This is a genomic window from Halomicronema hongdechloris C2206, assembly GCF_002075285.3.
Lineage (GTDB): Bacteria > Cyanobacteriota > Cyanobacteriia > Phormidesmidales > Phormidesmidaceae > Halomicronema_B > Halomicronema_B hongdechloris.
On the sequence record NZ_CP021983.2, the window covers coordinates 3268005 to 3291277 of the forward strand.

General features: G+C 50.9%; 16 protein-coding genes and 2 pseudogenes. 4 read left to right on the forward strand and 14 right to left on the reverse strand.

The window, feature by feature from the left end; translation table 11 throughout:
- Positions 1-255 precede the first annotated feature (255 nt).
- From XM38_RS14835 to XM38_RS14860, 6 genes are all read right to left on the reverse strand, one after another.
- Positions 256-2646, reverse strand: a complete 2391-nt coding sequence (locus XM38_RS14835) for a pPIWI_RE module domain-containing protein (protein WP_080810188.1) — start codon at positions 2644-2646, stop codon at positions 256-258.
- Positions 2647-2648: 2 nt separating this feature from the next.
- Positions 2649-5297 carry a DEAD/DEAH box helicase family protein gene (locus XM38_RS14840; protein WP_080807020.1) on the reverse strand — a complete coding sequence of 883 codons (2649 nt, stop codon included), beginning with the start codon at positions 5295-5297 and terminating at the stop codon, positions 2649-2651.
- Positions 5294-5836: a pPIWI_RE_Z domain-containing protein gene (locus XM38_RS14845; protein WP_080807021.1), complete on the reverse strand. Its 543-nt coding sequence runs from the start codon at positions 5834-5836 to the stop codon at positions 5294-5296. The genes XM38_RS14840 and XM38_RS14845 overlap by 4 nt, the downstream gene beginning before the upstream one ends.
- Positions 5823-6899 carry a restriction endonuclease-related protein gene (locus XM38_RS14850; protein ID WP_080807023.1) on the reverse strand — a complete coding sequence of 359 codons (1077 nt, stop codon included), beginning with the start codon at positions 6897-6899 and terminating at the stop codon, positions 5823-5825. Before XM38_RS14850 ends, XM38_RS14845 begins: the two co-directional genes overlap by 14 nt.
- A gap of 406 nt (positions 6900-7305) precedes the next feature.
- Complete coding sequence (locus tag XM38_RS14855; RefSeq protein ID WP_080807025.1) at positions 7306-8139, reverse strand: ATP:cob(I)alamin adenosyltransferase; 834 nt, start codon at positions 8137-8139, stop codon at positions 7306-7308.
- Between the two features lie 44 nt (positions 8140-8183).
- The gene (locus XM38_RS14860) at positions 8184-8528 is read right to left on the reverse strand and encodes a transposase (RefSeq protein WP_088430259.1); all 345 of its coding nucleotides are present in this window, start codon (positions 8526-8528) and stop codon (positions 8184-8186) included.
- A 58-nt stretch (positions 8529-8586) separates the two neighbouring features.
- On the opposite strand from XM38_RS14860, the pseudogene XM38_RS14865 reads away from it, so the two are divergent.
- Positions 8587-9773, forward strand: a pseudogene (locus tag XM38_RS14865) (ISAs1 family transposase).
- 161 nt (positions 9774-9934) lie between these two features.
- Here XM38_RS14865 and XM38_RS14870 read toward each other — a convergent pair.
- The 7 genes and pseudogenes from XM38_RS14870 to XM38_RS14905 all read right to left on the reverse strand — a co-directional run bounded on the left by XM38_RS14870 (position 9935) and on the right by XM38_RS14905 (position 18749).
- Positions 9935-10486 (reverse strand): annotated as a pseudogene (locus tag XM38_RS14870) (ISL3 family transposase).
- Positions 10487-10503: 17 nt separating this feature from the next.
- Positions 10504-10926, reverse strand: coding sequence for a transposase family protein (locus XM38_RS14880; protein ID WP_080807030.1), 423 nt, complete (start codon positions 10924-10926; stop codon positions 10504-10506).
- Between the two features lie 736 nt (positions 10927-11662).
- Positions 11663-12238, reverse strand: a complete 576-nt coding sequence (locus XM38_RS14885; RefSeq protein WP_088430261.1) for a TetR/AcrR family transcriptional regulator — start codon at positions 12236-12238, stop codon at positions 11663-11665.
- A gap of 280 nt (positions 12239-12518) precedes the next feature.
- Positions 12519-12983 (reverse strand): nitrate reductase associated protein, encoded by a 465-nt coding sequence (locus XM38_RS14890; RefSeq protein WP_088431699.1) that lies wholly within the window; start codon positions 12981-12983, stop codon positions 12519-12521.
- 106 nt (positions 12984-13089) lie between these two features.
- A complete protein-coding gene (locus XM38_RS14895) occupies positions 13090-15294 on the reverse strand; it encodes a molybdopterin oxidoreductase family protein (RefSeq protein ID WP_080807034.1) in 2205 nt (734 codons plus the stop codon).
- A gap of 184 nt (positions 15295-15478) precedes the next feature.
- Complete coding sequence (locus XM38_RS14900; protein WP_080807035.1) at positions 15479-17014, reverse strand: MFS transporter; 1536 nt, start codon at positions 17012-17014, stop codon at positions 15479-15481.
- 148 nt (positions 17015-17162) lie between these two features.
- The gene (locus XM38_RS14905; RefSeq protein ID WP_080807037.1) at positions 17163-18749 is read right to left on the reverse strand and encodes a ferredoxin--nitrite reductase; all 1587 of its coding nucleotides are present in this window, start codon (positions 18747-18749) and stop codon (positions 17163-17165) included.
- Between the two features lie 464 nt (positions 18750-19213).
- On the opposite strand from XM38_RS14905, the gene XM38_RS14910 reads away from it, so the two are divergent.
- The 3 genes from XM38_RS14910 to XM38_RS14920 all read left to right on the forward strand — a co-directional run bounded on the left by XM38_RS14910 (position 19214) and on the right by XM38_RS14920 (position 22540).
- Positions 19214-20350: a HEAT repeat domain-containing protein gene (locus XM38_RS14910; protein ID WP_187329421.1), complete on the forward strand. Its 1137-nt coding sequence runs from the start codon at positions 19214-19216 to the stop codon at positions 20348-20350.
- Positions 20351-20457: 107 nt separating this feature from the next.
- A complete protein-coding gene (locus XM38_RS14915) occupies positions 20458-21369 on the forward strand; it encodes a LysR family transcriptional regulator (protein WP_088431701.1) in 912 nt (303 codons plus the stop codon).
- Positions 21370-21466: 97 nt separating this feature from the next.
- Complete coding sequence (locus XM38_RS14920) at positions 21467-22540, forward strand: anthranilate phosphoribosyltransferase family protein (RefSeq protein ID WP_080807041.1); 1074 nt, start codon at positions 21467-21469, stop codon at positions 22538-22540.
- Here XM38_RS14920 and XM38_RS14925 read toward each other — a convergent pair.
- Positions 22537-23160, reverse strand: a complete 624-nt coding sequence (locus XM38_RS14925; protein WP_225889322.1) for a molybdenum cofactor guanylyltransferase — start codon at positions 23158-23160, stop codon at positions 22537-22539. The two genes, XM38_RS14920 and XM38_RS14925, sit on opposite strands and share 4 nt — an antisense overlap.
- Positions 23161-23273: the final 113 nt, after the last annotated feature.

Here is a 23273-nt window from a genome sequence, read left to right on the forward strand (position 1 = left end):
TGCGGCCCGTTGGTTTGCCGCTGCTCACTTAAGCCCAGGAATCACTCCCTCAACTCGTTCGCGAAGCGTGCCGGAGGCATACATTGGCTAGACCCTTGAACGAACAATTAGGGTCAGGGGACTTTCACCCCATTAGTGTGTCGCCTGTATCGGCATGCCGGCAGATAACTTTGGTATCCTACCGATAACCTTTGTTCCGTCCGCACCAACGAGTTGTTATGCTGCGCTGACCTACCTGACGACATGGCTTTAAGACTAAAGAAAAGCGCTAGGGATATGGAGTACTAGAGGGAGATGCAGAAAATTGTCATATTGTGGAGCAATCCGCTGTAGATACTGAAGATAACCTAGCCAATGAAGAGTTTTATCATTAGGTTGTAGGAGTGGATTTGCCTCAACCAATGTAATTTTCTTGGCAGTGGTTTTCGTTTTAGGCTGAATAACCTTGCCGGATCTATGCTCGTACGGTCGCAGCATTGACTCTTGAGAGTTGCTTTGATCAGTACTAGCTTTAGGGCGAATTAGGAGATATGAATTATCACCAAATTGAGCAATCGCTCTACCTCGTGCAGGCTGATTTTTATCGTTATTCCAAAGTGTCGCCTGTGGCAGTTCTCCACCATCACGACATCGGATCACTCGACAATTATTTGGTAGTTTAAACAGCTCTAACTCGCCATTTTGGTTAAGTAAAGAAATTGTGCCGTCCGCCCCAAATTTAGAATCATACAATCCATTGAGAGCCTGTCTCGTATTATTTGAGTAGGGTAGAATTAATGTCGAGATGGTTGAATCTGCAAGCTCCCTAAAAAAACTGGAGGTAAGATTTTTCAGCTTTAATCCTTTGCAACCTTCAATGGTAGTTGCAGCTTGAACGTAAGGAATAAATTCACGTAAAGGTTGCCAAGTGCTGATCGCAGTGCGACCTGTTAATATTCCTTTCGCGTCCAACTTTACAGCAACAGGCAAGTAATTTCCATTAGAGAGCTTGTGCAAGTGAATGCCGATTGTTTGCAAGTCTAGAGGAAGTTCGTAGGCTTTGAGGGCTTCAGGGATTAACCCATCATGATAGCCCAAGCGGCATTTCATGGTGAGCAAGGTTGCTTTACACTTGTGCGATATTTCCTCAACTTCATCTTCACCTGTCGGGACTGTCAATCTCTTTATAAGCAAGTTACGATCTGGCAAAAACTCCTCAAGTGAATTATATGGATCCTCTTGCGGTCTTTGTTTGAAATAATTCTCAGGATAAATCGGAAGAATGAGTACTTTTGTCTCGTTGCAACGCTCAGGGAGTGCTTTAACTCGTTCTGCTATTACCTGGTCACGATCCTGGTTACGTTGCTGCCAATTATCTTCAGGTGTTACAGGTATTGGATTACACATTTCAACCAGCCCTGGATCGGTTTCCTTAATGAGGTTGAATTTAAGCTTTTTAGCTTCATGTTCAAGTGCTTTGCCTATATCCTGAAAATCAACATAATGGATTAAATCAGGACAGGAAGAGGGTCGGAGTTTTGAAAATTTAGAATTGCCTTTGTCAATAATCTTAGGTTCAAAGTATTCAAAGCCAGGTTGTAATATTGGTGCGATTGTGTCGAATAAGTGAGCTAAATCGTTAGGTGTAACCCCCGCTGTAACATCCTGAAATTTTTCACGCCCCTCACGATTGACAACCAAAAAACGCAGCTTTAAATCAGGATTAGACCAACCAAGTGGATTACTTAAAAGCTCATCTGCACTAGGAACAGAATCATAGTCAAATTTACTAAGAAGTTCAGCTAAGTTGTTTTCCCAGCATCGAACTTCATTGATTTTTGCAGTACAAACTCCATTAGGAGTATAAATCATCACGCTAAAAGATTCAGGCAGTTTTTTGCGGGTGTAAGGCTTAGAAAGATAACGACGCACCCCAAAGTCGAGGGGTAAATATATTTGAGGTTGCCCCGGAATCTGAAGCAATCGTGGATGAATCATGAAGGAGTAAGGGTTACCTTTTTTGGAATAAAAAACATCCGTAATACAAAATTGAGGTTTTTGAAATAAGGAGCTTGCGATTTCTAAAGCAGGAAGAAATTTAATTGATTGGAATTGAGAACTAAACTCAGGAAAACTGAGATTACTTTTTACGATTTGTGAAACTACAATACTCGGAATTATTTCAAATAAGCAAGAATCTCGTGGTTGCGCAGTACTATTGACGGAAAGCTCCCAGTCTTCTGGTGAAAGCTGATGTTCCTGCCATCTAAATGAAGCCTGTTCGATAGCCGCCAATGATGCTGTAATATCTTGCTCGACTGCTGATTTTTGTCCGCGTTTCTTAGGAAGTGTAAAGGTCTCTCTCACCCAATGCTTAAGCAATCGCTTAACTCGTTCTTCAGGGACATGTTCAAGGCAGAAAAGGAAAGGCTTGTCAGTAGGCAAGCGACCATCGGCACAAACAACTTGAGGGATTGAGGCATTAACTAGAGCTTTGAATTGATATCCTGGCAAGCTGATTGGATGATTGCCTCGCTGTGAGCGATCTCGTGAGTAGTCAACAAGTAAGATCTGCTTGAGGTCAGCAGGAAAAGTCAAACTGTAGTAACTATCACGCAATTGGTTGGGGTTAAGCTGCAAGGCCGCAGCTTTGAGTGAGATTTTCATGATCAGAAACCCTTAACATTGAGAAGTGCTTGAATGCCCTGTGACCAAAGGAATACTGCTTTAGGATCTTTTTGCAATTGTTTTGCTCGGTCAATCGCATCGCCAAGATAAGAAGAATAAGCTGCATCACACAGCCGTACTGTTGCATCAACCTGCCCTCTCATGATGCGAGGCCATAGTTGCCCAATATCCTCAACCCACCACCGATTTAAGAGAATATTATTCATAAAGCTCTTGGAAGCTTGGGGAAGATAACGTATCTGACGTTTGAAAGCTTGATCAATTAGCCGATCTGCGATTCGTGCATAATATCGGCATTGATCAAGTAGATTAAATCGTTGAGGTGGATCTTTTTCGGCTAAAAGCTTAGCTCGACGAGCCAAGATGTCAGGTAACCGTTGATCAGTTTCAAAAAGTGAAACCAAAAACAGCTCAATAGAAATTTGTAGGTCAGTTGGATGAGCGTGTGGTCTAACCAACGAGTAAAGGGCACAAAACGCAGCCTCGCGACTACCGGGCGGAACAATATTAATATCACGACTCACACCCTGAAAATAAGCAATCAGGACATCAACACCGGGAATAGTGGCAAAGCGCTCAGCGTGACGACGACGAAGACAAGCGGCTCTCTTCCGGGGATCAAAGCTGTCTAAGTTATCATTATCTCCAACTAGAACTTTACAGCGATCACCCTGTCCCAGAAATTCAAGTGCTTCCCATACGGCCCAGCATTGAGTTTTTGAGTTAGTCGTCAGAAGTGCCCGCCGTCGGGCTTCAGGATATTGTTGTAAGTCTTGCTCAACGATCGAGGCAGATCCCCCCTCAAAGAGTCGCTTAGTAATTTCAGAGATTGCTGCAAGCTTGTCTTCAGTTTCAAGTCCACTCACAAAGATTGGGTTACCGTCAGACTTATAAAACGGATGATAGTGCAGACTAATTTGCCCATGTTGTCGGTCTTGCCGCTGTAAGAGATAACCATCTGTGCGTAAGTGATAAATCGAGCGGCCATCAGGTAACCATCCCGTTGCTGTTGCGAGGACAAAGTGGCATCCCGCGTAGTCGTCAAGTTCATACAGCTTACTCAAGTTAGCGACCAGGTCAGGCCCACTAAACAATAGTGAGAAATACAAGAGGTTAAGATCATCATGATTAATGCCACGATCTAAAACCAGTCCGGCAGCTCGCCCTGTGATTAAACGAGGAAAAATATTTTCCAAATATTTTGGGTTACTGCTAAGAGCAGGTTGGGGAGCATCTCTCTTAATTGAGATTGCCATTTCGCTAGCGGTCAACCCGCGATCAGCATCATGCAGCAAAACTAAGAGCGCATTGACGGCTAAAATAATCAGAAAGTAATCAACAAAAAGTCTTTGCTCAGCTTCCTCTAAGCTTTGAAATGATTTGTACTGGGATAATGCTTGGGACAGCTTCACTGCAATTATATTATTTGGGCTTCCATCAAAATCCTCTTCATAGAAAATCTGGCTAGTTGCAATTGAGAAAGGATCATCCGATGTAGACTTAACTCCCTTTTTCAACAGAGGAAATAGCTGCTCTTTGATTGCCTGATAATCTTCATTACTCCAACCAGATTGAATTTCTTTGATAAATTCGTGAGTCTTCTTAATCCAATTAAGCTGTAAAAAAGTCGCGTTAAAAAATGACATTTTTTCAAGGCTTGTACAAGCTTCAGGTCGTCGTGACAAATAACCGATCAACCAATCAAAGATAGTGCTCGCTTGATTCAAATCGTTATTTAAACCTGCCACTGATAATCGTTTAAGATTTCGCGACCTTTTCCTGCGAATCACGTCTTGATAGCTGCTCACCTCTTCAAGCCACTCCCTCAAATCCTTATCAGGAGAAAGTCGGCTCTGGATTCTTTGCTGAGCAGAATCAGCCTCATCAATAAAACAGATATTAAACGTTTTAGTAATATACTCCAACACAGGCATGGGCTGGTTAGCGAGTTGGATATTAGATAATAAAGCACCCTCTGGAGTTGTGATCAAAACTGAAGATTGCGCCAAGTTTTGTTCCTGACGGTGCCGTGAGCAATTATCAATAAACGGGCAGTGACAATTAGGTTCTCCTCGTTCTGAACGATACTTGAGATCGAGACATGGCGGATTTTCACGGTCTACATGTTCACTGAGCCCAGCCAAAGCACATGAGTAATCTAAGACATCATGTCCAATATGCTCAAGATTAGAAGATTCTGGAGTTTCAAGGAAATCCTTACGATATCGGTTGCGGTTACTTCGCCCAACAATGACGGCAATATCTTGTTTTCCGTGAGAGAGATAAGGCCACAGCTTTTGTGCTGTGCTTAAAGCTGTGGTGATAGTAGGAGAAATAATTGCTATTCTGTAAGATGACTTATTAGCGAAGTATAGAGTCACCAGTCGAATCAGAATAGACTTACCTGTACCAGCAGGACCATGTAAAGCAACTACCTGATTAAAAGTGAGCGTTTCGGTCTCACCCATTTTAGGAAATTGTGAGAGTTTTAGATTATGCAGTTCTTCAAGGTAGTACTTGGGTAGCCTTTGCTGACTGACCAATTCACCAGTGAAATTTATCAACTGGTCAAACGTCACACTTAGTTCAGGATTTGCACTACGCTGGGGAGGGATTTGAATCAAGTTCATAGCGGAAATCCTTCAATCTCAATACGCTCAAGTTGACCATCATCATGCTTGTAGCTTCTTAGTAGATATATGCCATTTCCTCGACGCTTAACGTGAGTCTCTTTTAGAGGAATAGGTTTACTCATGCAATCCTTGTAAATATCAAAGCGTCCTGGCAAGATTGCTTGAGAATTTTGCTCAATTTGGCATTCTCCAAGTTGCAGATGCACAGAGTCATCTTTTATGCTGAAGCCTCGAACTCTTTCAGGTAGCTCAAAGTAAGGGCTTAACACACTACGGCGAGCGTACTCCCAGGTAAGGAAAGGGCCACCAATGACTTGCAAACTTCGGTGCAGTTGAGTTGGCTTGGTAGCGTCAATTTGATGAACATTCCCAGATACTACAAACCGTAATAAGTCAATCGGTTCATTGGGGTAAAGGTGATGAAATGCCCAAAGACAAGCCTCTAGCTTTGCCGTTAATCGAGGTGATTCAATAACCTCTTCATCAGCAAAAACCTCAATGACTGACTCTAGTTTTGATAAATCACGTCCTGGCACTACGTATCCTCCTAACCTTATCTTTTACACTTGCGATCGCTCGATTAAAAAACAGAAAATTGTGATTCGGTAAAGCATCTCTCGCTTGCTGTAGATAAACTTCACCAACCCGGTCAGGGATAACATATATGAAGCGATCGCAATCCCTAGTAAATCGCTCCTTACTGACTTTGCGAATTAAGGAGCGCGGATAAAGGTAATCCTTGCAATCAAAGATCCAATAATCTCCGTTCGGGAACTTCACAGAAACATCTCCATCAAGGTCAAGGTTGGGCCACAATTCGCAAGTGGACAATGTTCTCTTAAACTCCTCAAATAAGTTCACATCAATTGCACTACGAAAGTAAAAAGCTGAGGCGATACGCCCCCGTAAAACTTTTTCCCCTGATTCATATTTCCTAACCTCGATCGACTGCATTGAAATACAGTCACGGCACTGAGGATGAGGTTTACAATCAATCGAAGGCGCTCCACACTGCTTACAGGCAAAATCACTTGGAGCCGTATCGGCTATGTAATATGCTTTATCTATTAATCCCCTCAACTCTTTGGGCTTACCACTCAGGAAATCAATCATTTCGTCCTCTGTCTTACTCACGGACGAAACAAGATAACGCCGCAACTCAACATATAACCTCTGTGGATCTTCTTGAGACTGACAATAAGACCGCATCTCATTAAAAAATTGATTTTCCTCTATCTCGTCAGGACTGTTGCGTAGAGCTACATAGTCTTCATCGTCTGCAAGTTCGCTAACCCAAGCGCTCACCTTAATAGTTTGATCCGGTATCTTGCCAAACTGTATTAGCCGATCAGTAGGTTCTAATAAATCACCTTGTAAGTAACTGGGCCACTCACAGTAAGGCTCATTAATGACTTCCCGAACAAGCTCAGACCAATTGCCAGGTGGATGAACACCTTGTTTGAAAGCGGCAACGGCAAAATGATCTAAAGCATGTTCAGTCTCCCTTAATGGCAATCCCGAAGATGCTCGACCGTCAGGAGATAGCGCTATTGCCTTCAGTAAATAAGCAAAACCGATCTCAGCATGTTCCACAGCCACGAATAGATCCTCGTCTTATGTTTTTGTCTTGTGTTCCTACTTCTCTAACCTTCAAGGCATCTTTGACGATTTGTGTCAGGCAAATAGCCTAAATTTTCCTAGTAAGTAGTTGTGGGGCTCACTAGAACTTGTGTTTCCATTGCCTTCAAGTAGTATAAGCGTTCTGTCGGCAAAATGACAACCAAAGCTCTATGGGTAGTGTCAAAGGTCTATACAGTTTGCATATTTGCCTGCATGTAGGGTTCTGATGAAATCGATAAAACTACCTTTTCACTTGCATAGCCTACTTTGCTACGTGGCCGCTTTGATTTTTGCAGCAGCATAACGGCAAAACGCAGCGGCGGCAAGCAACCTAAAACTCAGCACTAGCGGATTTCGTCCGTCCGCTGCCGTGACGTGTTAGGCGTTAAGGCAAGCTTCGAATACAATCACCAATGATTTTATTCATAGGACTTGCTTTCGAGAAATAAGTTAAAGTATGGTTCCTACTAATTGCAGTTGCTCCACGTGTACCTACTGCGGCTGACCACGCAAGCCAATCTGATTTACCAGTGCGAAGATGTTCTTCCCTCAATTCAATCATGCCAAATCTTTGTTCTGGAATCTCTAAAATCTTGGCCCGAGATATTAGAGTTGCATTTGGATGTTCGTAAAGCTCAAGCAAAATGCTTGAATATTCAGAAGTGTCAGCTAGATAATCTTCCGAGAGTTTGCCCATCCAAAACAACTGATCTTCAGTGATGTTCTCGCCTGCCCTAATAAAATTTAATATCAAGCTAGCAAGAGATTCTCTATCGTCTACATACTTTGAGAAATGGTAGATACTCTTACTCAAACTCGGGAATCGTTCCAGAAAAACATTCATTCGCGACAAAACATCAGTTCCATGATCTCGCAGTAATGCTAAAACCAATTCTGCATCCGATTCATCAATGTCTGCCTCCTTTAAAAGATTTAGTAAGTATTCAACTTGTTCAGATGTTAATTTCTCATAATATTCTTCCTCTTCAAAAGTAACTCCTCCAGAAGTTTCGAAAATTGTTCGTCTAATTTTCAGTAAATCAGCTTTTAATTCATCAACTTTCTTAGCAACATCTAGCTCGCTGACTTGACCTAATATGGTTTTTGCAGAATTTAGCGAGAGCCCCTTGTCTTGCCCGAATCGACGGAGGTTCCAATCAACAAAAACCCTTCTTAGGGATTGAAACCTGAATGATTCCGCCCCTGTATCCGTACTCATAGGGTGTTCCAATCAACAAAAATCCTTCGGCTCTATTGGCTAAGCTATGCCAAGTTCATATCAATATTCCAACAAATTAGACATCTGAGTTCAAAATTATCAAAGTTACTGAACCCAAATCCAAGTCGCTTAATGAGCTTTAATCGATTATTGATACCTTCCACAATGCCGTTTGTTGTACCATTTTCGAAATAGTTTAGGACCTCGCCAAACCATCGACAAAGGGTACCTACACTACCATTGAAGTATGTTTCAGCATCGACCATCCAGTCAAGCAATTCAAACAGAGCCTCCGACCATTTACTCGCAGGGCAATCGCACTTATTTTGTATCAATCGTACTTGACAGAATAGTTTGTCAACCCAGGTGTCTAGGGCTAGACAGGTCACCTGGTATCCGCGAGACTGCAAGCCTCTCTACTGTTCTACTCTCGACCCCGGCCTTCTCATGTCCAAAGGATTTGCTCCCTCAGTGGCTTCTGCCCCATCAGCGACCGCCCAAAAGCTGCGACAGAGCTTTATTGAGCGGTTTGAGGCTCTCGAAGATCCTCGGGTGAAACGGCAGCCCGAGCACTTGCTCGTCGATATTGTGGCCATCGCGATTCTGGCGGTGCTCTCAGGAGCCAATGACATGGTGGCCGTTGCAACCTATGGCAAAGCCAAGCAATCGTGGCTGGAGACGTTTTTGGCGTTGCCGAATGGCATTCCCTCGCATGATACCTTCTCCAGGGTCTTAGCCCTAGTAGACCCCCAGCAGTTGCAGGAGAGCTTCTTGAGTTGGGTGCAGCAGCTCACGGAGCAGTTGGAGATTAACCTGATTCATCTCGACGGGAAAACGGCGCGGGGGTCCTATGACCGAGAGAGGTCGTTGAGAGCCTTGCAGACCGTCAGTGCCTGGGCCTCAGAGCATCATCTGGTGCTGGCGCAACACCGCGTCGAAAGCACCTCGAATGAGATTACCGCTATTCCCGAATTGCTCAACCTGCTGGATCTCGACGGTGCGATTATCACCCTGGATGCCATGGGCACGCAACGGGAGAGTGCTGCCCAGATCCGGGAGCAAGGAGGGGACTACATCCTGGCACTGAAAGGCAATCAAGGGACCCTCCACCACGCGGTGAAGACCTTCTTTCAGGAGGCGGAGCGCACTCAGTGGGCAACCCTGGATTATAGCTACAGTAGCACCACAGAAGCCGGTCATCATCGCATTGAACATCGTCAGGTCTGGGCGGTGCCGCTGAGTCAAGTGCCCGAGTTGCCCACTCACCAGACCTGGAGCGGCCTGGCTACCGTTGTGATGGTCAGCGCGACCGCCAATTGTGGAACAAGACGACCCATGAGGTGTGCCTCTACATCAGCAGTTTGCCAGCTGAGGCCAGTGTGTTGGCCCAAGCGATCCGCTCCCATTGGGGCATCGAAAATAGCTTGCACTGGGTGTTGGATGTCACCTTTCGGGAAGACTCGAGTCGGATTCGCAGCGGTCATGGTCCTGAAAACATGGGCCTCTTACGGCGTTTGGCCCTGAATTTACTCAACCGGGCTCCCTCTAAGCAGAGTCTCAAACAGAAACGCTATCGCGCTGCCATGGACAATGACTTTGTCATCGAGGTGTTGCTTGCTCATGACGTTGGCTAAGGCCAGCGAAACGGCCCTGATAAGGGGACACAAACGATTGGAGGACACGACAATCCAGCTCATGCAGCTCTTCAGACTATTCCAACGGGGTTGGAATCACGTTTTCAGCATCTAAAACTGGCATGACTCATAAAATCCTGATCTGGATTCTGAGCATTATGTCAAGCTGATTTACATGCGATTGCCCTGCATTTACTCGCCGTTTCAAAGATAGTTCTAAACTGTTCTTTCAGACCATGCATTTCCGCTAATTTAGGAGAGGCATCTCTAATTTCATTAAGCTTATTTTGCTGCACTTCTGTCAAATTATCTTCCGGTTTAAGTAACGCATATTTACTCTGCTTAAGTGCCTGTCTTACAACCTTGTTCTCAGGGGTATCAGGAGCCGCATTCGCTTCTCTCTTGAGCTGATTCCGAGTCCGATTTAACTCATCGTTAACTAGCTTCATAATATGGAATCGGTCCGCTACAATATCAGCATTCGGAAGATACTTATTCACAAAACTTCGGTAGTTTCCGGACAAATCAATACTGACTTCAAGAATGTGCTCTAACACCTATTGGCCCCAGCCTTCCAGCACTCTCAGCATGTCAACCTGCTTGCGAGAAGGAGCTAAACCAATCAGATTATGTGTGTCTAAATCTACAAATACGACAATATAATCTTCATGCCCCTTACGCAACGCAATCTCATCAATTCCGAGGCGGCGCAGCCCATGAGGATTGACCTTTAGGTCTTTTTTGCAATGTACTTGACAATCGAGGCCACCTCCTCATCTGTCAATCCATTATTCATCGCGACGTTATGGGCATCGCTATGAATCAATTGCTGCACCATGGCTTTGCAAAATCGATCGGTATGTTTCCGCCGTTTCCCGACAAAGTTTAATGGTTCACTAAAGGGTTTACCGAAGGTCAGACACTTGAACTGCCGTCGATTAACTCTGAGTAACACCGTCCGGTCACTGATGCTTAGATCCCGCACAAGATAGGGATGATTCTGATGAACATGATGACTGTCTTGGTGACAGCGAGGACAGGTTGCTCGGTCAGTCTGAGCTTCAACATCTAGAATCAGCTGGTCACCGAGGTCGTAGTAATCTTCAACTTCAACCCCAGGCAAATTCAGAAGCTTGGTTAGAAGGGGTTGCATTGTCTTTTCCTGTATAGCTCGCTACATTAGCATAATAAACCCAATAGAACCAACCCTTCTTAGGGATTGAAACCAACTGGATCAGCATCTGGCAAAACGCCCCGGCGTGTTCCAATCAACAAAAACCCTTCTTAGGGATTGAAACTTGACATATTGACTAACCCTAAGAACCCAAAATAAAAGACAAAACTTTAATGCGGGGCGGTTAAAACCGCTGCTATACAATCGAAGTCGGCCTGTGCCGACTATCTTACTGAGAGGTCCAGGCCTAGGAGCGGCGTGGTATCTTCTCGTCGACACGGTCGCGGGGTTAACCGCTACATGCCCGGTTGCTGCAATTCCTGTCTAGCGAGGTTGATGCACAGTTCCCGGTAGCCAGTTTGAGGGTCGATTTCTTGCCTGAAGCTGTAGCCAGGCAAAGCTGCGATCGCAGGTTCCAACCAACAAAAACCCTCTACAGGTCTAAATGAGACTCATTTGGCATCAATCGAGGATGTTTAGGATCAGTCCCCCCGTCTAGCGCCAGCCCAGAAGGTTTTACTGATCTCGCCGCCCCTGAAATCTGCCACGATGCTCCGCCGGTCTAAGGGGCCAAAGTGAAGAGGCGTCTTACTGGACGTTGTGATACGCTCTGTGGGTAGGGAAGGCATGATGCAAAAGGCTCAAATCAAGGGCAGGCCAATGATAGTATGACCAGCTTGCTGCTAATAGATACGCAATTTGTGGACCCGGTTGCTTACTGGTGTTCTAACAGAGTAGAGAGTATCTGCTTGCCGCAACAGGCGATACCTGAGCAATGCTGCAACATAGCAATGACTACAGTTCCTTCCATGATAATCATCACCTGTCGGGTTATTCCTTCTGGATCGGATAAATTAGCCGCCTGGACTAATCCCAGGATGTAGTCAAAGGTGAGCTGTTGATGCTGCATGGAAACTTGATAGCCAGGATGGTTGGGGTCCACCAGCTCGACGGTGGAATTGAGAAAGGCACAGCCGCGAAAGTCGGGCTGATTAAACCATTCTTCCAGCACATCGAACATGGCCAATAGGCGATCGAGGGGCTCTGTGGCCGATTGCTCCACCCGAGTCTGAAACCAACTGCGCCAGGCTTCGTCCTGCTGCAGCAGCCAAGCGGCAATTAAGGCATCCTTTGACTTGAAGTGGTTATAGAGGGACATCTTGGCAACCCCCGATTCGGCAATGATGCGATCGATGCCGACGTTCTGCACCCCTTCTCGATAAAAAAGATCAGCGGCGGTTGCCAAGATGCGATCGCGTGCAGAGGACCGGGACGATTGCGTACGAGCCATGAAGCTTTGTATAGACAGGTCTGTATAACTACAGTATATCAAGGCACGTTGAGATAAGCTTGTCTCATTGGAGAGCGTTTTATGGCTGAGTGAGAAGATCTGGGTCATTGTGAGACTGACCCAGAATCATGATCAAGCGGCTCTAGCTGGCTGCCAATCCTGTGATGGGTTGGCTGCAACCTTTAATGGCAGCTGGATTCTTTAATGTGCCGGTTGGATCTTGCTTTGCTAGAGATGCGATCGCCTGCAAGCATGCCGGCAAGATGACCTAACCTCCCATCTACTCAGCCAGCTTAAATTCTTGCAGGGCCGGCAGAAAGTTGCGATTTTCGTGGCCGGGGCGACTCAGTTTGTAGAGGGCAAACCGTTGCAAGGGGGTAAGGTTGGCCCATTTGTCTACCGGAATCGTGATGCCCAGGGCCTGAGCCTGTTCCTGGGTCTGGACCGGCACTGCCCCCGGCTGATGCCAAGGCGGCTCTGGATCGACTGCTAGATCTTTGGCCGGCGTCTGGGTGTGTTGCAGCACCAGCTGCTGCAGGTAGGTGCGATAGGTTTGGATCTCAGCCTCAGTGCTACAAGGCCACTGGGCTAAGCTGTACCGCTCCTGGGCATCGAAGCGATGCCATTGATCGAGCTTGAGCTTGATGCCGCAGGTATCGAGCTTGAACCGCACCTGCATGGGAATGCAGCGCAGCGACTCGACGAAGTCGGCCTCAAAGGCAAAAAAAACGGGTTTCTCAGACATCACCATAGATCTTGAATCAGACTTCCCCAGTGTTGATACTGCTGGCGAAAAACTTTCCTACGAGTGGGTAGCCAGTGATGACTGTCGCCAGTGGCATCATCATCGCCTACAGTGGTGAAGCCCCCACTGGCATGGCTTCCGGATGCGCCTGCTGCATCGGGGCCGTCACCGTATCCGAGACTGGTGTGATATGCACGGCACAGGCTTTCAGTTCCGGTTCCAGGGAGACGGGGCAGACTTCTGGGTGAGTCAGGGCGTTACACTCAGCTGCTGTGGCCCAGAGGACGCCCCAATGCATGGGCAAGAAGACGGTGCCGCGGCGAATGGTCTGGGTGACTCGCAGTTTTACCCGCACCTGGCCACGACGCGATCGCACCTCTACCCACTGGCCCGACTGCAGGCGCAGTTCCTGGGCATCGCGGGGATTCATCTCCAGCAGTGGTTCAGCATACATGGTGCGGGTCTTCTCGATGCGGCCGGTGCGAGTTTGGGTGTGCCAGTGGCCATAGAGGCGCCCAGTGGTGAGCACAAAAGGAAATTCTGGGCTGGGCGGTTCTGCTAAGCCGCGGCTGTGGAAGGACGCGAAGCGGGCTCGGCCATCTGGGGTGGGAAATCGCAAGTCTGTGTATAGCCGCTTGTCCATGGCCTGGCTGGGGTCGTCTGCGGGATAGGGCCATTGCTTGGGGCCTGGAGCCAGACACTCGTGGCTGAGGCCGGTCATGTCACAGACCCGCCCCCGGGTCAGCTGCACGAACTCGGTAAACACCTCGGCCGCAGACTGAAAGGCAAACTGTTCGGTAAAGCCGAGGCGGCGCCCTACTTCGGCGAAGATCTCCCAATCGGGGCGGGCCTCCGCTGCCGGCGGACAGAAAGCCGGACACAAGGTCACCACCCGCTCGGAGTTAGTCATGACGCCGGTCTTCTCGCCCCACTGAGCCGCGGGTAGTAACAGATGGGCATAGGCGGCTGTCTCCGTGGGGTAGTAGGCATCCTGATACACCGTGAAGGGAGAGCGCCGTAACGCCGCCTGGGCCCGCTCTAGATCCGGTAAACTCACCGCCGGGTTGGTGGCCGCTACCCACAACAGTCCCACCTGATTTCGCTCTAGGGCCCGCACCATTTCCCAGGTATCTAAGCCTGGTGCCGCCGCAATGCTGCCTGCTGGCAACTGCCATGCCTGTTCTAACACCTGACGATGCTCAGGATTCGCCACCGAGCGATAGCCCGGCAGCAGATGGGCTAGGCCGCCGGCTTCTCGTCCTCCCATGGCATTGGGCTGGCCGGTTAAGGAGAATGGCCCTGCTCCCGGTTTCCCCACTTGGCCGGTCATTAAGTGTAGGTTGATCAGCGTCCGCACCTTGGCCGTGCCCTCGGCCGATTGGTTTAAACCCATGGACCACAGGGATAGCACTCGCTCAGCCTCGGCCCAGTAGCGGGTGGCCGTCTCTAGCTCTGGCACCGTGATGCCACACGCCTGGGCCACCTTCTCGGGCGGATACTGCTCAACCACGGCGGCGTAGTCGGTAAAGCCATGGGTGCATTCCTCGATGAAGAGGGCATCCAGCTTACACCAGCGCAGCAACAAATGGGCCATGCCGTTGAGCAGGGTGATGTCGCTGCCCGGCTTAATGGCTAAATGCAGATCGGCATCCTTGGCGGTCTCGGTGCGACGGGGATCGACCACCACTAATTTCACCTGGCGATTCTTCTTGTGGTGCTTGCGCAGGCGATTGAAGACGATGGGATGGCATTCCGCCGTATTGGAGCCGATGATGAAGGCACAGTCTGTCAGTTCTAGGTCGGCATAGCAACAGGGAGGGCCATCGGAGCCAAAGCTCTGCAGGTAGCCGGCCACCGCCGAGGCCATGCAGAGACGAGAATTGGCATCGAAGTTATTGCTGCCCAGGCAGCCCTTCATCAGCTTTTGGGCAATGTAGTAATCCTCGGTCTGAAACTGACCGGACCCATACATGCATAGCGCCTCGGGGCCCAACTGCTGCCGCACCGTCTGGATCTTGTCGGTTAGCACCGTCAGGGCCTCGTCCCAACTCACCTGCTGAAAGGGCTGCTCCAGGGAGGAGCGCAGCATCGGGTGTTTCAGCCGATCTTTATTGAGGGCCTCGCCCACCGTGGCCCCCTTGACACAGACCTGCCCTTTGCTGGAGGGATGGTTGCGATCGCCCCGGGTCTGCCAGAGGGGAAACCCCTGACTATCGCGTTGCACCGGTCGACCACGGCGGGCTGGGGGCAATACCTCTAAGCCGCAGCCAACACCGCAGTAAGGGCAGAGGGTCTTGGTGGCGTCAGTCATAAGCAAGCTGGAGTGACAGAACATCAGCCAGCCCGAAACAGTAGGGCTGTGTCGGGCTGGACAATGGATAGAAAAATGGCTGAGTTATGGCAATTGCTTACCGGTTGATTAACCGGTTAATCAAAGGCAGGGTAGCCCGGGGTTGAGATTTGCGATCGCAAGGGAGCTACCCCACCCCATAGACCTATTCCTTCACCGGTAGGGGAGCCGGCGTAGACGGCGTCACATAGGCTTCTTCCCCTTCATGGAATTCAGCGAAGGAGCCCCGGGGTTCCTTCATGAAGAAGAAGCAGAGCATGGCCACAACCACGCCAGCCACACCTAGCACCTGGAAAAAGATGCGATCGCCGATGACGCCTTCCGGCAACAGACTATAGATGGTGAGATAGGCCACCGCGCCCACATTGCCGTAAGCCCCGACATTTCCGGCCACCTGACCAGTAATGCGGCGCTTCACCAGCGGCACCATGGCAAAAGTGGAGCCCTCAGCTGCCTGCACAAAGAAGGAGCAGACCATGGTCAAGGCAATGGCCAAGGGCAAGAGCCAGGCATTGGTGACAGTGCTCATCATCAGGTAGCCAATGCCCATACAGAGCAACAATACGGACATGGTCATCTTGCGGCTGCCCATGCGGTCAGAAATCAGACCGCCCCCCGGGCGAGACATCAGGTTCATGAAGGCATAGGTGGCCGCAATCATGCCAGCGGCCTGTTTGCTGAGGCCGAAGGTGAGCTCGAAGAAGGCCGGCAACATGGAGACCACGGCCAACTCGGAGCCAAAGTTAACGATGTAGGTTAGCTCTAACAAGGCTACCTGGGAGAAGGGATAGCGATCTTCGGGGGCATAGCGCTTGCGGCCGGTGAGTAGCTCCTGGTTGACGTGCCAGCAGTTGTAGGCCTGATATAGATAGAGACCCGCCAAGACGATCAGAGTAATAGCAAAGGTGCCATCATTGAGGAAACCAATGCCCTTGAGGCGCCAAGCTAGCACCGCCAGAATACCGACTAGGGGCAAGTTCATGGCCATCAAGAACCAGAAATCCCGCTGACTGGTCACTTCAACACCACGGGTACTGTGGGGCCGCTGATAGGGCTTACCCGGCGGGGTATCTTCCACGCTGAAGTAATAGAGAATGCCATAGAGGGCGGCAATGATGCCGGTGGCGGCGATGGCCATGCGCCAGTTTAGTAGGGGACCATCGGCCACTTGAAAGGCTCCGGGAAAGAAGCTGAGAAAAGTGGCTAAGCCCACCATAGTAAAGGCAGAGGCAGCAGAGCCGAAGTTGCCCCAGCCACCGTAGATGCCCTCGGCCAGGCCGATTTCCCTAGGTGGAAACCATTCCGCCACCATGCGGATGCCGATGACGAAGCCAGCGCCCACAATACTCAGAGCCAGGCGCGCTGCCACCAGTTGGCTGAAGTTTTGGGCAGCGGCAAAAGCAATACAGGGAATAGCGGCATAGATCAGCAGCAGGGAGTAGGTTAGGCGGGGGCCATACTTATCCAGCAACATGCCGATGATGATCCGGGCAGGGACGGTCAGGGCTACGTTACAGATGGCAATGGTGCGAATCTGCCCGGCATCGAGACCAAACTCTTCCTGAATCGCCGTAGCTAAGGGAGCCAAGTTAAACCAGACGACGAAGGATAGGAAGAAGGCAAACCACGTCATGTGGAGGATTTTATAGCGGCCTCGTAAGGACCACATCTCAGCAAGCATGGGTATTGTCTCCTTAGTAGATGGAAGTTGCGTGGGTAATCCCAGGGTGAGTCATGGCTCACGGTCAGGAATTCGCTCAGCCGCCGCTGAGCCAGGCGATCCCCTCGATGGATTGGGAATGACCTGAAAGAGGCGTGGGGATCGAAACTTAGAGGGCCGTCACCGTATGGCCATTGTGCTGACTCTGGTTGTCAGCCTCTCGAGGTTGGGCCTGAAAGTGATCGATCAACAGCTGTTGCATCACCTGGGGCAAGTCTTCGCAGGCCACCCCTTTCTGCACGCACTGGCCCAGTTGGGCATCTTTGCCGACTTTCCCGCCCATATAGATGTCGACTCCCTCGACGGCTTGGCCATCCTTACGGACTTTGGTGCCCATGAGGCCAATATCAGCCACCTGGGGTTGCCCACAGGAGTTAGGACAGCCAGTCCAGTGGATACGCACGGGTTGGGGCACAGCCAGGGCCTGATCCAGGGACTGGGCCAGAGCCAGGGCTCGCTGTTTGGTTTCGATCAGGGCAAAGTTGCAGAAGCGAGAGCCAGTGCAGGATACCAGGGAACGCACTAGGGGAGTCGGTTCCAGGGAGAATTTCTGCAGCACTGGCTCCTGCAGAAACACCGGCAGGCGAGAATCTGGGATGTTGGGCAAAATCAAGTTTTGCTCCACGGTGAGCCGAATCTCGCCATTGCCATAGACTTCAGCTAATCGGGCAATCTCGACCATGTCGTCTGCTTGCAGACGCCCCACTGGCACATGTAAGCCCACATAGTTAAGACCAGGCTGTTTCTGGGGATGGACACCGATATGATCTCGCTTATCCCAGTCGATCTCATCGGTGGCAGCTGCCCTGGCCAAGGGACGACCCATGGCGGCTTCGACGGTGCTGCGGAACCTGTCCAAGCCCCAATCATCGATCAGCCACATCAAGCGAGACTTCTGCCGATTCGCTCGCGGGCCATGATCCCGATACACTTCTAGGATGGCGCGGCACACATCCACCACCGTGTCGTCAGGGGGAACCCAGGCATCCAGGGGAATGGCGGCGGCACAGCGACGGGCGGAGAAAAAGCCTCCCACTAGGACGTTGAAGCCCAGTTGCTCCTCCCGATAAGCAGGAACGAAGGCGATGTCATTAATTTCGGCGTGGACTGAGTTATCCCGCCCGCCCTCAATGGCAATGTTGAATTTACGGGGCAGATTGGTGAAGGCATAATTCCCGTCGCCATTGCCGGTAATCATGTCCTGGACTTTGCGAATTAGCCCCTGGGTGTCAATCAATTCATTGGCGTCTAGACCAGCCACCGGTGAGCCAGTGATGTTGCGGACATTGTCCATGCCAGACTGCACTGAGGTCATGCCGGCATGCTTGAGGCGCTGAAAAATGTCAGGGATATCTTCTAGACGAACGCCCCGGAGCTGCAGGTTTTGTCGAGTGGTAATATCGGCACTACCGTCATCGCCATAGCGTTGCACAATAGTGGCCAACACCCGCAGTCTATGGCTATTCAAAACGCCGTTGGGCATGCGTAACCGTAACATGAATTTCCCAGGGGTAACCGGACGAAAGAAGATGCCCAGCCACTTCAGCCGTTGGGTTAAATCGGTTTCATCTACCGCTTCCCAACCCATTTGGGCCATTTCCTCAAGCTCGTCTTTAACCGCTAGGCCATCCTTTTCGGCCTTATAGCGCTCAAACTTATTGAGTTTAGTGCCAGTCTTTTTTGAGGCTGAAACCACGGGGTTTTCCTCTAAACAACATCAAGATCTATGAAATACACTGTAAAATCCCGAGACGTCATGGCCGTTGCAAGTGACCATTAGGCAACATAGATAGGATTTTGAGCGGGGAGTCATCCCTGGGGAACTCGCTGTGATGAACCATTAGTGGTTATCTTCCTGGGAGACTGTCAGCGCCTCTGTAAGAACGCCAACTTTGCCCGATGTGTGTCATGAAATTGACAAATATCAAGTCGTAACTCTCCCCTAGACGCATGATTCCTGCAGCAGCCAAGGCCCGATTTGAGACTTAAATGACGATTAGATAGCGGCCTAAGTTGTCAACACGATAGGTAAGCCTTAGAAAGTACTTTGTATATCCAACTACGGTTTGCTAAATATTTTGCAATAAACGTATAACGGCGATGCATGTATTGCATGGAGAAGGACGGTGGTAGGCTAGAGCAGACGAATCTAGGAGTCCTGTGTTGTCGCCTGTTTCCGATTCTCAAGGTGCGATGTTCTCCGACCAGCCTGCGGCCATCGCCACGGCTATTGACACCCTGCTGGCCGGAGATTTTCAGGACCGTTGGCAAGTTGCCAAGCAGTTTTCTGAGATTGGAGTCGCTGCCCTGCCGGCTCTGTTGGAACTGATGCAGGATGAAGCCCTAGATTGGGAGGTGCGCTGGTTTGTGACTCGCATTTTGGGTAACTTTGAATCATCGACGGCTATTGAGGCCCTGATTCAGTTACTTCTCCACAGTGACGACGACGACCTGCGGCAAATGGCGGCGGCGGCTCTGGCTCAAATCGGCGTGGCCGCGGTCACTGCATTAGCTCCCTTGTTGCAATATCCGGTTCAGCGCCCCTTGGTGGTGCAGGCCTTGGCCCGTATCCCCCACCGTGCCGTTATCCCGCTACTGATGCAGGTGGTTCGAGATGAGCAAGCCAGCGTACGAGCGACAGCTATGGCAGCCCTGGGCCATTTCTCCCAGCCAGATCTGTTGCCGGTGCTAATGATGGCTCTGGATGACCGTGAGGCTACGGTTCGAGCTGAAGCGGTTCGGGGTCTGGGCCGGTGGTCCGCCACTCAGATGCAGCCAGCCCATATTGCGCGCTTGGCCCAGGGGCTGACCGATGTTGATGACAACGTTGCCCAATTGACGGCTAACACCCTAGGACGGCTGGGTACCCCCCCTGCCATCACGGCCTTGATCACGGCGTTACAAGGACCGCCTCCCCCGGTTCACCGGCAAGTTGCCTTGGTGCGATCGCTAATGCGGTGTCTGACGGAAGGTGGCCTCAGCTGTCTGATGGAACGGTGGACGACCTTGGCGCTGCCGGCCCAGGCAGAGATCATTAGCGGTCTCAATCATTTAGAGGATAGGGCTCTGCAAGAGCAAGCTGCCATGACCCTCTGCCACTATCTGAGAGTCGGAATTGTCCCGGCTCCACTGTGGCCTCACCTGATTCTCACCCTAGGATACTTACGTCATCCCGATGCCCTGCCGCTGTTGCAACAGCTCCTGCAGGATGACGATCCGCGAGTGCGTATGCATGCGAGCGAAGCCCTGCGTCAACTCAATAGTCAGGGGAGCTCCTCTGCGCCTGAAGCCCCCTAAGCCATGATTCTTCCCATCAATTTGGTGTCGCTGATACAAATCTAGAGCCCGCTTCTGGTGATGATGCCTTAGGGAGCCACTGGAGCTTCCGATTGCAACTCATTGTCATGCGTCTAGAACATCTACAGGCCTTTCTCTCTGTAGCTGCCACTGGCAGTTTCCAAAAGGCTGCCCAGGAATGTAATGTGACCCAATCTACCATCAGTCGCCAGATTCAAACCCTGGAAGCGGAACTGGGGACATCTCTATTTCACCGCACGTCCCAGGCCAAGCTCACCATCGCCGGAGACTGCCTCCTGCCCCAAGCCCGAAAAATTTCTCAGGCGTGGGCCCAGGCCGTGCAAGAGATCGATACGCTAATGGCCGGCAAGCAACCAGAGCTCTGTGTGGCGGCGATTCAGTCTGTCTGTGCCTATTTCTTGCCCCCGATTCTGCAGCAGTTTTGCCAGGTGTATCCAGAGGTGCAACTGCGGGTCACGGCCCTAGGCAGCGATCGTTCCCTGAAAGTATTGCGGGATGGCTTGGTGGATGTAGCCATTGTCATGGAAAATCCGCTGTTGACCACGGGGCCGGAAATGGTGGTCGATGTCCTCTATGAAGAACCGATTCAGGTACTGATGGCAGCCGAGCATCCCCTCAGTCGTTGTAGTGCTGTGCCCTGGGCTGAGCTCGTGCATCGTCCGCAAGTGATGTTTAAGGATGGCTATGGCATGCAGCGTTTGGTGAAGGAGCAGTTCCAGCGCTATGGAGTAGAGCCTAAGACAGTGCTAGAGTTAAACACCCTGGAGGCCTTTCGGGGCATTGTGCGGCAGGGGCAGCTCATTGCCCTCTTGCCCCAATCGGCTCTGATCGATAGTCAACAGGATGAGACCCTGGCCATTCGCCCCACTGAAGATCCACCTTTGGTGCGGCGAGTGTTGCTAGTGACCACTCAGGATCGGGTTGACATCCCTCCGATTCAACGGTTTTGTGCCTTGGTGCGCGGCGCCAATCAGCGCATCATTTCAGCCGTTGCCTAGGGGCCTAGTGGGGCATGGGTGCTATCAAGCACTGGTCCTGGCACCAATAGCCAGATGGCTAGGGCGGGTCGGCAAATGATTGGGAGGTGAGTGTGGCATGAGTCATCAGTTTAGGGAATTGCTGAAGAAGGTTGGCAGTGGTACCCATACATCCAAGCAACTGACTCGGCAGGAGGCAGCCCTGGCCACTAGGATGATGTTGCAGCAGGAGGCCACTCCGGCCCAGATTGGCGCCTTTCTCATCGCCCATCGCATCCGCCGACCCACCTCCATCGAGTTGGCCGGTATCTTAGATGCCTATGGGGTCTTAGGTCCGCGACTGTCTAGCCAGCCGTCCTCGAAAGCTGCTATGGTCTTCGGCTTGCCCTATGATGGTCGCTCTCGCACGGCCCCAGCCCAGCCGTTGGTGGCCCTGTTGCTGGCGACGATGGGATGTCCTGTGGTGCTCCATGGCAGCAACTGTATGCCGACGAAGTACGGACTACCGCTGATCGATATCTGGCAGGGGCTTGGCATTGACTGGATGGGGCTATCCTTAGCCCAGGTACAGGCTGTGTTTCAGGCCACGGGGGTGGGCTTTCTCTATCTGCCAGAGCAGTTTCCCTTGGCTCAGGGACTGGTTCCCTATCGAGAGCAGATTGGCAAGCGCCCCCCCATGGCCACGGCCGAGCTGATGTGGTGTCCCTATGCCGGAGACGCTTGTCTGGTGTCTGGGTATGTGCACCCGCCTACGGAGGGGTTATTAACGGGCACGCTGGATTTGCAGGGCATCCCCCATTACCTTACGGTGAAAGGTCTGGAGGGTAGTAGTGATCTACCCAGGGCTCGAACTGCCATCATTGGTATCCATCGTCACGGCAGCGAAGAGCGGCTGTTATTGCATGCCCGGGAGTATGGGTTGGGAGACAGCAGCGAATTCCCGTTGTCGGAGCCGTTAGTCTATATCGAGCAACTGCAGCAATTGCTCCGGGGAGCCCCTTCCCCGCTGATGCCGGTGGCCCTGTGGAATGGTGGCTTTTATCTCTGGCAAAGTGGCCTCTGTTCTAGCTTGGAGGCGGGCATCGCCCAGGCAGAAACCCTGCTGGTCAGTGGGCAAGTTCAAGAGACGGTGACTCGACTGTGCGATCGCATCGCCGCCAGCCGCCGCCGCGATCCCCTAATCCTGCGCTAGCAAAAGTCTTGCCCCCCGATAGTGGCCCAGTCCTGGGGCGTGTTACAGTTCCACAGCACGGCGGCATGGGGCAAGGTTAAGGGCTGCACTGCCTCCTGATCTAGCCACCGCTGAAACGAGCGGCCCCCTCCGGCAGCAAACTGCTGCAAACTCTGGAGGCAACCTCGCCGATAGAAGCCACAGAGGGGTTCCCATCCCTGCTCAGTTCGCGGCACCCACGCCAGCATCTGCGGCGACACCTGGTCTAATTGGCTAGCCCACTGTTGCAGCAACGCCTCAGATAATCGCGGCAAGTCACAGGCCAACAACAGTACCCACTCGGTGGAAACCTGGGGCAGCCCTCGCAGAAAGCCCATCAACGGTCCTGGGGGGGGCGTCCCCGGGGGATGAGACTCAGTAATGAAGCACACCGCCTGCGGCAGCTGCGAGCGATAGCGCTGTGGCCACGGAGTCACCACCAGCACTGTTGGGCAACAGGTCAGAGCCAACCGACAGGTACGGCCCAGCAACGTGTCCCCTTGCCAGGGCAACAACGCCTTATCCTGGCCCATGCGACGGCTCTGGCCGCCTGCTAAAATCAGCACCGACAACTGCTCAGCGCCATTTCCGGATGGACGCACACCCCTATCCCCTTATCATCGCGATAGTATCGTCAGTATGTTAGGTATAGCCTTTATCAGGTAGCTTAGAACATAGCTGATTGGCAAACGCTACCATTGCCCCCAGGTCCACT